Source organism: Pseudomonas sp. ANT_H4 (assembly GCF_008369295.1).
GTDB lineage: Bacteria > Pseudomonadota > Gammaproteobacteria > Pseudomonadales > Pseudomonadaceae > Aquipseudomonas.
Window position 1 is genome coordinate 334,657 of sequence record NZ_VOBG01000004.1, and the last position, 12,751, is coordinate 347,407.

Sequence of the window (12,751 nt, forward strand, 5' to 3'; positions counted from 1 at the left end):
GTAAACATACGGTCAATGTAGGAGCTGGGCTTGTCGCATCGTCGCATCGCTGCGATGCAGCGATCCGACAAGCCCGCTCCCACTGACCGCGTCCGTCCGGTGAATCAGCGCTTGCGCAGGATCACACTACCAATCGAATAACCGGCACCAAAGGAGCTGAGTACCGCCACAGCGCCCTTGGGCAAGTCATCCTGGTAAGTATGAAACGCGATCACCGAACCGGCCGAACTGGTGTTGGCATAAGTATCGAGGATTACCGGAGCTTCTTCCTCCGTGGCTTCACGACCCAGCAGCCTCTTGACGATCAGGTGGTTCATGCTCAGGTTGGCCTGATGCAGCCAGAAACGCTTGACATCAGTCACGCTCAACTGGTTTTCAGTCAAGTGCTGGCCAATCAATTCTGCAACCATCGGACAGACATCCCGGAAAACTTTGCGGCCTTCTTGCACGAACAGCTTGTCCGGCGCACCGACGCCTTCTTCCGCAGCGCGGTTGAGGAAGCCGAAGTTGTTGCGGATGTTGTTGGAGAACTTGGTCAGTAATTTGGTGCTTACCACCTCGAATTGATGCTCGGAGGTAGCCAGGTCAGCCCGCTCAAGAATCACCGCCGTGGCCGCGTCGCCAAAGATGAAGTGGCTGTCACGGTCGCGGAAGTTCAGATGGCCGGTGCAGATTTCCGGGTTGACCATCAGGATCGCCCGTGCCTGGCCCAGTTTGATGCTGTTGCAGGCGTTCTGGATGCCGAAGGTGGCTGAAGAGCAGGCCACGTTCATGTCAAAACCAAAACCCTGAATCCCCAGGGCTTCCTGGACTTCGATGGCGATGGCCGGGTAAGCCCGTTGCAGGTTGGAACAGGCAACTATCACTGCGTCGATGTCGGCGGCGGTCTTGCCAGCCCGCTGCAAGGCTTGCTCGGCAGCACCAATGGCCATTTGGCAAAGAATCGACCACTCGTCATTGGTGCGCTCGGGCAAGCGTGGCGCCATGCGTTTTGGGTCAAGAATGCCTTCCTTGTCCATGACAAAACGGCTCTTGATACCCGAGGCCTTTTCGATAAAGGCGGCATTGGATTCGGTCAGCGCCTGGACGTCGCCCTGCTCGATGGCGGCGGCATGGTCGGCATTGAACTGTTGGACGTAAGCATTGAAAGACTGCACCAGCTCTTCGTTGGAGATGCTGTTGGCCGGGGTGTACAAGCCTGTGCCGCTGATGACGACGTTATGCACGGTCGTTCCTCTAAATCTGTTCAGGCAGAAGGTATTGGTACCGTCGTACCAAACCGTAAGTCGTTCTAGTCCGCCCCGCGGACATCAAACGGGAATCGCTTTAGTCCATCGCGTCGTGGCTGTAACAACCCATCTAGACGAACCTGGCATTTATAGCGGCGAAGTTTGCCATAAACCGGGGGTTTTTGCGCCTTTTGCGATAGCGCCCCGCCCCCGAAATTCAGGTCACGCCTCCACCAGGCTCCATTGTTTACTCAAGCGCTTATCAGAAATCGGCACCTTTGTTCCCAATTGCTGGGCAAACAACGACACTCGATATTCCTCCAGCCACCATCGGTATAGCTCCAACTGCGGGTCGCGCTTGCCTTCCTGGGTGTGCTTGTTCAAGCGCGTTTGGTACTGGCTCCATAAACCGCTCAGTTCAGAACTCCAGACCCGGTCCTTCTGCACCTGGCTTGGGAGTTTCTCCAGGCGCAACTCGATGGCCTTGAGGAAGCGCGGCAACTCCTTGAACCATTGCGCCGGTGTTTCCCGCACAAAGCCTGGGTACACCAAGTGACTCAACTGTTGCTTGATATCATTGAGCGCCACCGCCTGGGCCAAATCGATCTTGCCCTTGAAGCGTTTTTGCAGAGCGTGCCACAGCTTCAGCACCTCAAGGGTCAAGCGCGCCAGACGCTCGGCGTGTTCAGTCCAAGCGCCCCGCTTGCGTTCGGCCAGGGCCGCCAAACCGGCGCCATCGCGGGGCAGGCTCGCCTCCCCTTCCAGCACGCAGCTGTCGAGGCTGGCCAGCAGAATGTCTTCCACCAGCGCATCGATACGCCCCAATTCGCGGTACATCAGCCCCAGTTCGGTCAGGCCGGGCAACTTGCCCCGCAGGAATTTCGCCGGTTCGGCCAATTGCTGCATCAGCAAACGCTGCAAAGCGCGGCGATGCTGGAACTCGGCTTCGACGGCGGTGGAGAAACGTCCTTCCTTGACCATGCCGTTTTCTTCCACTAGCGCCGGATAGACCGTCATCGACAACCCGGCGATCTTCGCTTGAGTTTTCTCGGCGACGGCGGCGAAAACCTTGGCCTCCACCGGCTGCTGGCTTTTCGCGGTCTGCGGTACCGCCAAGGCGGCCTGGCTGGCCTCGGCAAATCGCGCGGTCAACTCAGCCAGGTCGCGGCCCTCGCCAAGGAACTTGCCCTGGCCGTCGACCACCTCCAGGTTCATCTTCAGGTGGTTTTCCACCTGCTGCGCAGCCTCGGCCCAGGCTTCATCGCTGACCCGGGCGCCGGTCATGCGTAACAACTCGCGCCCCAGGGCCTGTGGCAGCGAACCGTTGGCAAATTCGATGCGTTGCAGCGCCGCCTTGACGAAGTCCGGCACCGGCACGAAGTTTTTGCGCAGGGCCTTGGGCAGGTTGCGCACCAAGGCGATGCACTTGGCTTCGATCACGCCGGGCACCAGCCATTCCAGGCGCTCGGCGGGCAAGGCCGGCAGTAGCGGCGCCGGCACACGCAAGGTCACACCATCCCGGGGATGGTTGGGTTCGAAGTGATAGCTCAAGGCCAGGGCGAGGTCGCCCAGGTGTAGGGTGTCTGGGTAATGGGCGGCAGTGACTTCACTGGCTTCGCGGGCCAGCACGTCTTCTTCGCGCATGATCAGCAGTTGCGGGTCTTTCTGGCTGTTGACCTTGTACCAACTGTCGAACGTCGCGGTCTGGTGAATCTCCGCCGGCAAGCGCGCGTCATAAAAGGCAAACAGGGTTTCTTCGTCCGCCAGAATGTCACGGCGACGAGCCTTGGCTTCCAGTTCGTCGAGCTGCTCCAGCAGCAGCGTATTGGCGGTCAGGCACTTGGCCCGGGACAGGATCTCACCACGCACCAGGCCGTCGCGGATAAACAGCTCGCGGGAAGTGACCGGATCGATCGGCCCGTAATGCACCGGCCGGCGGCCCACCACAATCAGCCCGAACAGGGTGATCTGTTCAAAAGCCACCACCTGCCCGCGCTTCTTCTCCCAATGAGGTTCGAAGTGGTTTTTCTTGATCAGGTGACCGGCCAAAGGCTCGATCCAGTCGGCATCGATCTTGGCCACCATCCGCGCATACAGCTTGGTGGTTTCCACCAGTTCGGCGGCCATCAGCCATTGCGGGCGTTTCTTGCCCAGCCCCGAGGACGGATGAATCCAGAAGCGCCGCTGACGGGCGCCGAGATAGTCGCCGTCTTCGGTCTTCTGGCCGATCTGGCTGAGCAGGCCAGACAGCACCGCCTTGTGCAATTTCGGGTAGTCGGCGGGCTCTTTATTGAGGGTCAACTGCATGTCACGGCAGATCAGGCTCAATTGGCGATGGGAGTCGCGCCATTCGCGCAAACGCAGGTAATTCAGGAAATTCTTGCGACACCAATTGCGCAGTGGGCTGGCGGTCAATGCCTGGCGCTGCTCTTCAAAGCCACGCCACAGATTGACCAGCCCGGCGAAGTCGGAATCGATGTCCTTCCATTGCGCGTGGGCCTGATCAGCCGCTTGCTGGCGCTCCGGCGGGCGCTCGCGCGGGTCCTGGATCGACATGGCGCTGGCCACGATCAATACCTCCTGCAAGCTGCCAAGCTTGGCCGCTTCCAGCAACATGCGGCCCATGCGCGGGTCCACCGGCAGGCGCGCCAGTTGCCGGCCCATCGGCGTCAGCTGGCTGTTGCGGTCCACCGCCGACAGCTCTTGCAGCAGGTTGAAACCGTCGCTAATGGCCTTGCCATCGGGTGGCTCGATAAACGGGAAATCGGTGATCTCGCCCAGGCGCAGGTGCAGCATCTGCAGGATCACCGCTGCGAGGTTAGTACGCAGGATTTCCGGGTCAGTGAACTCCGGGCGCCCGATAAAATCTTCTTCGCTGTACAACCGCACGCAGATGCCCGGCTCGACCCGTCCGCAACGACCTTTACGCTGGTTGGCGCTGGCCTGGGACACAGCTTCGATGGGCAGGCGCTGGACCTTGGCGCGATAGCTGTAGCGGCTGATGCGCGCGGTACCGCTGTCGATCACGTAGCGAATGCCCGGCACCGTCAATGAGGTTTCAGCGACGTTGGTCGCCAGCACCACGCGCCGGCCTGGATGGGACTGGAAAATCCGCTGCTGTTCAGCCGGGGACAGGCGCGCATACAGCGGCAAGATTTCGGTGTGTTTGAGCTGGGCCTTGCGCAGCATGTCGGCGGCATCGCGAATCTCTCGCTCGCCGGGCAGGAACACCAGCACATCGCCAGGGCTCTTGCGCTCGCTGCGCTCAAAAGCAGCGATTTCATCGAGGGTGGCCAGAATCGCCTGGTCCACCGTCAAGTCGTCCTCGATACGGTTGCCCTCTTCGTCCTGTTCCAGGGTCAGCGGGCGGTACCAGGTTTCTACCGGGAAGGTACGGCCAGAAACCTCGACAATCGGCGCATCGTTGAAATGCTTGGAAAAGCGCTCCAGGTCGATGGTGGCCGAGGTGATGATGACTTTCAGGTCCGGGCGACGCGGCAGCAAGATTTTCAGATAGCCCAGCAGAAAGTCGATGTTCAGGCTGCGTTCGTGGGCTTCGTCGACGATGATGGTGTCGTAGCGTTCGAGGTAGCGGTCGTTCTGGGTTTCCGCCAGCAGTATGCCGTCGGTCATCAGTTTGATCAGGGTGTTGGAATCGCTTTGGTCCTCGAACCGCACCTGATAGCCGACCAATGAGCCCAACGGTGTAGCCAACTCTTCAGCGACCCGGCTCGCCACGCTGCGCGCGGCAATTCGTCGGGGCTGGGTATGACCGATCAAGCCGTATTGGCCACGGCCGATCTCCAGGCAAATCTTCGGCAATTGCGTGGTTTTACCCGAGCCGGTTTCACCGGCGATGATCAGCACTTGATGCTTGAGCAGCGCTTCCTTGATCTCGTCGCGCTTGGCGGCGATGGGCAGGCTGTCGTCATAGCGAATCAGCGGCAGACTCGCGCGCCGCGCCTCTACCTGGGCGCAGGAAGCCTGCATGCGTGTCACCCACTGGGCAAGCTTGTCCTCATCGGGCTTCTTGCGCAGCTCAAGCAACTGCCGACGCAAGCGCTGGCGGTCAGCGAGCATGGCGTGATCAAGGTTTTTCAGCAGTTGGTCGATAGCGGGCGCTTGGTCAGTCATCAGGTACGCAAAGGTCTTTTTAGTAAGGCAGGGGAAGCCTGCGGTGACATGATCGGCAAAATTCAGGGGGGCGATTGTCGCAGACTTTGGCGTGCAAAGACGAGTCTGTCACCGGTGTCCGTTTCGCCTTTGAGGAGCCTTCCTACTCAAGTTGGGAACATATAGCAGGACTTACTCAGAACAATCCTTACGGCTCCCATTGAGAGAACCGCTCTAATGAGGCGTTGATATTCGCAGCACTTGCGATAGGCAACACCGGGGAAGAGTTTTTTATTCCTGTGGATGAGGTCTTTTAAAAGGATTGTCCTGATGCTACTCGGAAAGACACTGCATGACCCACAGCCCTCAGGGGCAGGCGCTGCACACCTCACGCCAACCACGACAACAAGCCAAGCTATTGTCAACGTCGACAAGCCCCTTGATCCTCATCGATTGCGTGACCTGACCTTTGTCGGCGTTGGCAGCAGCGTGGCTTATCTGGCCAATGAACTGAATAGCCGATTTGCCGCAGACGGCCAGACATCGCCCTTGCGGGGTAAGGTCAGCATTATCGGCCAGGAAGAACCATGGTCGGCGAATGTTCGTGGCCAGGGTTACATCAATCACCAACATGAAATCATCAGCCAATGGGGTCAGCAGGCACCCACCTACGACCCCGGCTACGCTGATCGGGGCGAGTTTGCAGCCGGTAACCAGCACCAACTGGAGCGAGCAAAAGAGCTGGGGGCAGAACACCTGCCCGCGCAGGTCATATCCATCAGCCAACTGAAAAACGGCACCTATCAAATCCGCTTGGATAACGGCCAGGCCCTGGACAGCCGCCAAGTAGTGCTGGGTATGGGCGCCGGCCCACACACCAGCCTATGGAACAACGACGGCCCACAGACCCTGGCGGAAAAACGCCTGGGCAATATACGCCTGCATCAGCAGGAGGCCTTGCGCAGCAATGTATTGGACCTGGACGAGTTCATGCGGGCCACCGATAGGAATCCTGAAAAGTTCGCCGGCAAGACGGTAGTGGTGCACGGCCCCAACGCCGGTATCGACGCGGTCGAGCGCGCCGCAGAGTTGGGGGCGAAAGTCGATTGGCTGATCCGCAACACCAAGCCGGTGCTGCTGGACGGACATCAACTGAAATTTGCCCCCGTGGTAGCAAAAAACAACCTGATTTCAGTCGATGCACTGGACATCCGCCCAAACGCTGACACAAAAGGCCCGCCGTTGCGGCTGAGCTACAGCATACCCGGCGACAAGCCTCAAGAACCCCGTAAAACCCTGAACGCCGACTACTACGTGTATGCCCTGGGGCAGGATATCCAAAAATCGGGAAGCGCCGGCGCCATCCTGGGCGAGCTGCTTGGGAAGCTGGAGCCTGTTTACGACTACGATCAGGTCTACAGCGACCAGCCCTTCAAGACGGTGGTGGGTCTACAAAGCCGAGGCAGCAACAGCAGCAACGGCCTGATCATAGTCGGCGCAGCGGTAGCGCAGTTGGCCGAAAATGTTCAGCACAGCTATCTGGACCATGCGGCCGAGCGAATTTTCCAGCAACTGGAAAAGCTTCCAGGCCAACCCGGCGAAGAGCTGTCACGGCTGATACTTCAGGGTGCAAGCTCGCAAGACATTCAGGCTCATCTGCAAACCTGGCCGGTAAACACGGCCACTGCCCCAACGATGCAGGTCTTACACAATCAAGTATCGGACTACCTGGCGGCTCGCGACTATTTCCAGCAGCAAGCCATCGATAAAAAAGGGGCCCGCGGCGTCGCGGGAGAAGTGGAAAACCAGACGTTGAACCAGGTGCCGTCGGTGGTTGTTTCTCCTCAGCTCGGCACGGTGAAGGCCTCCACCGCCGCCCTGTCAGGACTGATGCCTGCTTATGTCGCTAATGGCGAAAACAACTTCACCGCCGACGATCGCACCATGCTGCGAGCCGGTATCGCCGATCGATACCCCAACATCAACAACACCCAGGCCAGCCGCTTCATTGATGAGGTGATAGGCACCCGCCACCTTGGTCACCAGAACTTTATCGACAAGGTAGTCACCGAAGGGGCCAGCAAGCTTCCCGTGCAGACACCAGTGGTTGGCGTACCGGCGTCCGTCAGGGCCGGCTATGAGGCGCATTTGCAAGCCTTGAACAACGGCACCGCCGACAACGAGCCTTTGAGTCGCCAGTGGGAGCCCACATAACCAAGCAACCCAGGGCAGCAGCTCGCCTGCCACCCTACTCGTTATCCAACCCCTTGCGCCGATACGGAAACACATCAATCACCTTCCCGGCTCGAATCGCTTCCTGCAGGCCTTTCCAGTAATCGGCGTTGTATAACTCGCCGTGCAATTCGTCGAACAGCCGGCGTTGGCCGGCATCGGCAAACAGAAACGGTGGAAACTCCTCGGGAAACACGTCCAGCGGCCCGATGGAATACCACGGCTCCGAGGCCATTTCATCTTCCGGAGTACGCGGTGCCGGGATATGGCGGAAGTTGGCTTCGGTCAGAAAGCAGATTTCGTCGTAGTCATAAAACACCACGCGACCGTGACGGGTCACGCCAAAGTTTTTCAGCAACATGTCGCCAGGAAAGATATTCGCCGCCGCCAGTTGCTTGATCGCCAGGCCATAGTCTTCCAGGGCTTCGCGCACCTGGGCGTCGTTGGCGTTTTCCAGGTAGAGGTTGAGCGGCGTCATGCGCCGCTCCGTCCAGCAATGGCGGATCAACACTGTGTCGCCTTCAAGCTCGACGGTGCCCGCCGCCACTTCCAGCAGTTCGGCCAGGCACTCGGGTTCGAACTTGCTCAGGGGGAAGCGGAAGTCGGCGAACTCCTGGGTATCGGCCATGCGCCCGACCCGATCGACACTCTTCACCAACCGGTACTTCTCGATCACCGTGGCGCGGTTGACGTTTTTTGACGGTGAAAAGCGGTCCTTGATGATCTTGAACACAGTGTTAAAGCCCGGCAGGGTAAACACGCTCATGACCATGCCGCGCACGCCGGGCGCCATGATGAATTGGTCGTCGGTGGTGGCCAGGTGGTTGATCAGTGCCCGGTAAAACTCGGACTTGCCGTGTTTGTAGAAGCCGATGGAGGTGTACAACTCGGCGATATGCTTGCCCGGAAGGATGCGCTTGAGGAAGCCGATAAACTCCGCTGGCACCGGCACATCCACCATGAAATAGGAACGGGTGAACGAGAAGATGATCGACACATCGGCTTCGTCGGTGATCAGCGCATCGATCTGGATACCGCGCCCCTCTCGGTGCAGCAGCGGAATCACCAGCGGCCATTGCTCGTCGCGGGTATAGATACGCCCTACCAGGTAAGCGCCTTTGTTGCGGTAGAGCACCGAGGAAAACAGTTCAACGTTAAGGTCCGGGTCCTTGCACACCCAATCCGGCAGGTTTTCGCGCAACTGTCCTTCGAGTCGGCGCAGGTCGGCGGGCAAGTCCGCGTAGGGCTCACTAAAGCTGTAGTCGGCGAAGATCTGCTCCAGCATGCCCGAAAGTTTACCTTGAGGCTTGTAGATGCGGGTTTGCGCCGCACGGGCCCGGCGCAGGCTTGGCCGGGTGGTGTGGATGAACATGCAGCCGTCGCTGATCAGGTCGTGGCTGAACAGCCCGCAAAAGATCGAGTTGTACCAGGTCTCCGACAGTTCATCGTCAAAGCGCAGGTCGATCAGGCTGATGTAGGCGCTTTTCACCAAGGGCCAGGATTTGACGTCGAACAGCGGCTCATCATCGAAGGTTGCCTGCAGCCGTGCGGTCACTTCGCCGACCTTCTCTTCATAGAGGTTGATACGCGCCGCCGACGCCACTTGCGCTTGTTGCCACTGGGCTTTTTCAAAGCGCTGCCGGGCGCCGTCGGTGATCTGGCGAAAATGCTCGCGGTAGTCGTCGAAGCCATCGAGGATCACTGTTGCGATGGAGAGCGCGGTGTCGATGGCTGGCGTTTGCTGCGGCATATCGGAGACCTCTGCGGGCATTCGGAAGACCTGAGCTTAGCCAGTGTAGGGGAGCAGGAGAAGCGCAATCTTGCAGCTCGCCCTGTACACCTTTGTTCATTTCGTACATTAAATAGTTATTAGCGATTGTGTCAGGTAGGTCGGTAGGCAACACTCTCGGCCTTGTTAAAAAGGAGTTGTCCGTGAGACCTGTCGACACCCTGCACCTGCTGGTGCTGGCCGCCATCTGGGGCGCAAGCTTTCTGTTCATGCGGATTATCGCCCCGGAAATCGGCACGATTCCTACGGCATTCTTTCGGGTCTCGATTGCCGCCACCGGCCTGCTGGTGATCCTCGCCATGATGCGGGTGCGCTGGGATTTTCAAGGCAAGTTCAAGACCGTACTGTTGCTGGGAGTGATCAACTCGGGGATTCCCGCGACCATGTACTCAGTGGCCGCCCAGGTATTGCCGGCGGGTTACTCGGCAATCTTCAATGCAACCACGCCATTGATGGGCGTGTTGATTGGCGGGCTGTTTTTCAGCGAGCGGCTGACACCATCGAAGATTGCCGGGGTGTGCCTGGGTCTGTTTGGCGTCGGCATCCTGACCCGCGCAGGACCGATGGCATTCGACATGGAACTGCTGATGGGCGCCCTCGCCTGCCTACTGGCGACCACCTGCTATGGGTTCGCAGGGTTTCTCGCCCGGCGCTGGCTGGATCAACAGGGAGGCCTGGACAGTCGACTTTCCGCCCTGGGTAGCATGCTCGGCGCGACGCTGTTTCTGCTGCCATGGTTTGCCTACAGCGCTATCAGCCAGCCGCCAGCCAGTTGGGGGGGCTGGAACGTATGGCTGTCCTTGCTGGGATTGGGGCTGGTGTGTACGGCCTTTGCCTACATTCTGTACTTCCGTTTGCTGACCTCCATCGGGCCGGTGAAGTCCATGACTGTTACGTTCATGATTCCGCCATTCGGGGTGTTGTGGGGCGCGCTGTTGCTGGATGAACCGTTGTCCATGGCCCATCTGTATGGCGGGGTGTTGATTGCGGGGGCGTTGTGGCTGGTGCTCAGGCCGGGGAAGTTGGCCAAGAAGCTGTAGGGGCGAGATCAATCGCCCCTTCAGCTACCGATCAGCTTTTACGAAACACGAACACCAACCCAACGATGATCAGCCCCATCCCCAGCAGACTCAACATCGCCAGCCGGTTGCCAAAGATCAGGTAATCCATCACCGCCGTCACCGCCGGCACCAGGTAGAACAGGCTGGTGACATTCACCAGATTGCCCCTGGCGATCAGCCGGTAAAGCAGCAGCGTCGCCAGCAGCGAGACTACCAACCCCATCCACAACACCGGCCCATAAAACCCCACGTTGTGTTCGAAGTGAAAGGGCTGGAACGGCACAAACACCGAGCACAACAACAAACCTGCCAAGTACTGCACCGGCAGCGTACCCAATGGGTTATCGGTGATGCGTTTCTGCATGATGGAACCCAGGGTCATGCTCGCCAGGGCCAACAGGCCAAAGAGCATCCCTGCCAGGGACATGCCGGACAAACCGATGCCCTGGTAGACCACCATGATCAACCCCGCCAACCCCAGCGCCAGGCCGAACATCCGGCTCCAGGAGCGCTGGCGCTCCACCAGCACCACGGTCAGGATCGGCTGCACGCCCATGATGGTCGCCATGACGCCAGGGGTGACTTTCAGATCCAGGGCCAACAGATAGAAAATCTGATAGGCCCCCAACAACACCAGGCCGGTGGCAACCGCATAACGCATCGCCTTGCCCGACTGTGGCAGCTTGAGCTTGAGGATCGGCACCAGGATCACCAGCCCCAGCAGGGCAATGGCAAAACGAATCAGTAGAAAGGCAAAGGCTGAAGCATGGGCCAGGCCCAGCTTGGAGAAAATCGCCCCACTGCTCCACAGCAGGACAAACAGGCTCGTCGAGGCCGCCGCGGCCACGGATTGTTTCGAAAGAACAGACATGGGTACCACCTGTGATCAGGCAAAAAGCCAACTCAGCAAAGGCTGAAATTCAGTAGTTTTTTTCAGGCGGGCGCGGGAGAGCAGCAGGTAGCTGATCAGCCCGAAATGCCAACGCCAGGCGGTGATACGACTGCGTACACCGGCGTGCTACTGACAGGTGGGGGATACTGGCCGATCTGCGCAGGCTGCTGATTCCCGCACGGCACGACCACAGCGTTGACCGCTGAATCGATTACCGCTACGCGCTGGGAAGCTGGCATGGGCTGATCTTTTTTGAAGAGGTGGAGGGTGCTGTGAAACACCGAGTGCCGACTATAACCATCCGGCGACATGCCTTGCAACGACTTCGCCAAAAGACCAGTAAGGACAATGGGTGACAGGCCTCGCTTCCTCAATGCGACCATGACAGGAAGCATTGAAGAACCAAGCCTATTGGCTGGCAGCCCTGACAAATAAAAAGCATAAAAAAACCGCTCATCCGAGCGGTTTTTTATGCCTGAAAAACACTCAACCAAACAACCAATACCCCAACGCCGTCAACACCACCACCGCCAGCACCGGCCGCATGACACGGTAGGCCTTTGGATGGCGACGCTTCCACTGTTTGATTACACCACTGAAGCTGTCGCTGAAACGCTTGCTCCAGGCATAGGCCCGGTTGATCCCTCCAACGCGCTCATCGTCAAGATTCTGCGGAGCAGTGGCGCGACCCAGTTGGGCGCTGACCCAGCGGTTGATGCGCGTCATCAGTCGGCTGCTCAATGGCCGCTCGATGTCGCAGAACAGAATCACCCGGGTTTTCTCGGTTTCGTTCTTCACCCAGTGCACGTAGGTCTCGTCGAACATCACGTCTTCGCCGTCTCGCCAGGCGTAGATCTGGCCATCAACAAAGATGCGGCAATCGTCAGAGTTGGGCGTCGACAAGCCCAGGTGATAACGCAGGGAACCAGCAAACGGGTCCCGGTGCGGGTTGAGGTGGCTACCGCCAGGCAACAGGGCAAACATGGCGCCCTTGACGTTGGGGATACTGCTGACCAGAGCCACGGTTTTCGGGCAAAGCAACTCGGCCGATGGCAGCGGCTTGTCGTACCACTTGAGGTAGAAACGCTTCCAGCCTTTCTTGAAGAACGAGCCAAACCCAGCGTCGTTGTTCTTGTCGGCGGCGCGGATGTAGCCCTCGTCAAACAGGTGCATGGCCTCGTCGCGGATCACTTCCCAGTTGTCCTTGAGCACGTCCAGTTCCGGGAACTTGCTGCGATCCAGGTACGGCTTGGACGGCACGCCGGAAAAGATGTACATCAAGGCGTTATACGGGGCGAACAGCGCCGAGTGGTTGACGAACTGACGCAACACCGGCAAACGTGCCTTCCCGCGCAAATGCACATAAAGCGTGCTGCCAATAAACAGCAGCAACACCGACAGCTTGGCAACCAAAAAAAAGGTCATGCAGCAACTC

The 12,751-nt window shown here is 59.0% G+C and carries 7 protein-coding genes; 2 read left to right on the top strand and 5 right to left on the bottom strand.

Annotation, left to right across the window (positions count from 1 at the left end; translation table 11 throughout):
- Positions 1-104: 104 nt before the first annotated feature.
- Together FQ182_RS07880 and hrpA are read right to left on the bottom strand one after the other, a co-directional pair.
- A complete protein-coding gene (locus FQ182_RS07880) occupies positions 105-1,226 on the bottom strand; it encodes a beta-ketoacyl-ACP synthase III (protein WP_149412159.1) in 1,122 nt (373 codons plus the stop codon).
- A gap of 225 nt (positions 1,227-1,451) precedes the next feature.
- Positions 1,452-5,363, bottom strand: coding sequence for an ATP-dependent RNA helicase HrpA (hrpA, locus tag FQ182_RS07885; protein ID WP_149412160.1), 3,912 nt, complete (start codon positions 5,361-5,363; stop codon positions 1,452-1,454).
- Between the two features lie 309 nt (positions 5,364-5,672).
- Between hrpA and FQ182_RS07890 the strand changes: the two genes are divergently transcribed.
- A complete protein-coding gene (locus tag FQ182_RS07890; protein ID WP_149412161.1) occupies positions 5,673-7,556 on the top strand; it encodes a restriction endonuclease in 1,884 nt (627 codons plus the stop codon).
- Between the two features lie 34 nt (positions 7,557-7,590).
- On the opposite strand, the gene aceK is transcribed toward FQ182_RS07890, so the two are convergent.
- Positions 7,591-9,324 carry a bifunctional isocitrate dehydrogenase kinase/phosphatase gene (gene aceK, locus FQ182_RS07895; protein ID WP_149412185.1) on the bottom strand — a complete coding sequence of 578 codons (1,734 nt, stop codon included), beginning with the start codon at positions 9,322-9,324 and terminating at the stop codon, positions 7,591-7,593.
- A 182-nt stretch (positions 9,325-9,506) separates the two neighbouring features.
- Between aceK and FQ182_RS07900 the strand changes: the two genes are divergently transcribed.
- The gene (locus FQ182_RS07900; RefSeq protein ID WP_149412162.1) at positions 9,507-10,403 is read left to right on the top strand and encodes a DMT family transporter; all 897 of its coding nucleotides are present in this window, start codon (positions 9,507-9,509) and stop codon (positions 10,401-10,403) included.
- Between the two features lie 31 nt (positions 10,404-10,434).
- Here FQ182_RS07900 and FQ182_RS07905 read toward each other — a convergent pair whose 3' ends face one another.
- Together FQ182_RS07905 and FQ182_RS07910 are read right to left on the bottom strand one after the other, a co-directional pair.
- Positions 10,435-11,295 (bottom strand): DMT family transporter, encoded by an 861-nt coding sequence (locus FQ182_RS07905; protein WP_149412163.1) that lies wholly within the window; start codon positions 11,293-11,295, stop codon positions 10,435-10,437.
- A gap of 507 nt (positions 11,296-11,802) precedes the next feature.
- Positions 11,803-12,741: an aspartyl/asparaginyl beta-hydroxylase domain-containing protein gene (locus FQ182_RS07910; protein WP_149412164.1), complete on the bottom strand. Its 939-nt coding sequence runs from the start codon at positions 12,739-12,741 to the stop codon at positions 11,803-11,805.
- Positions 12,742-12,751 lie beyond the last annotated feature (10 nt).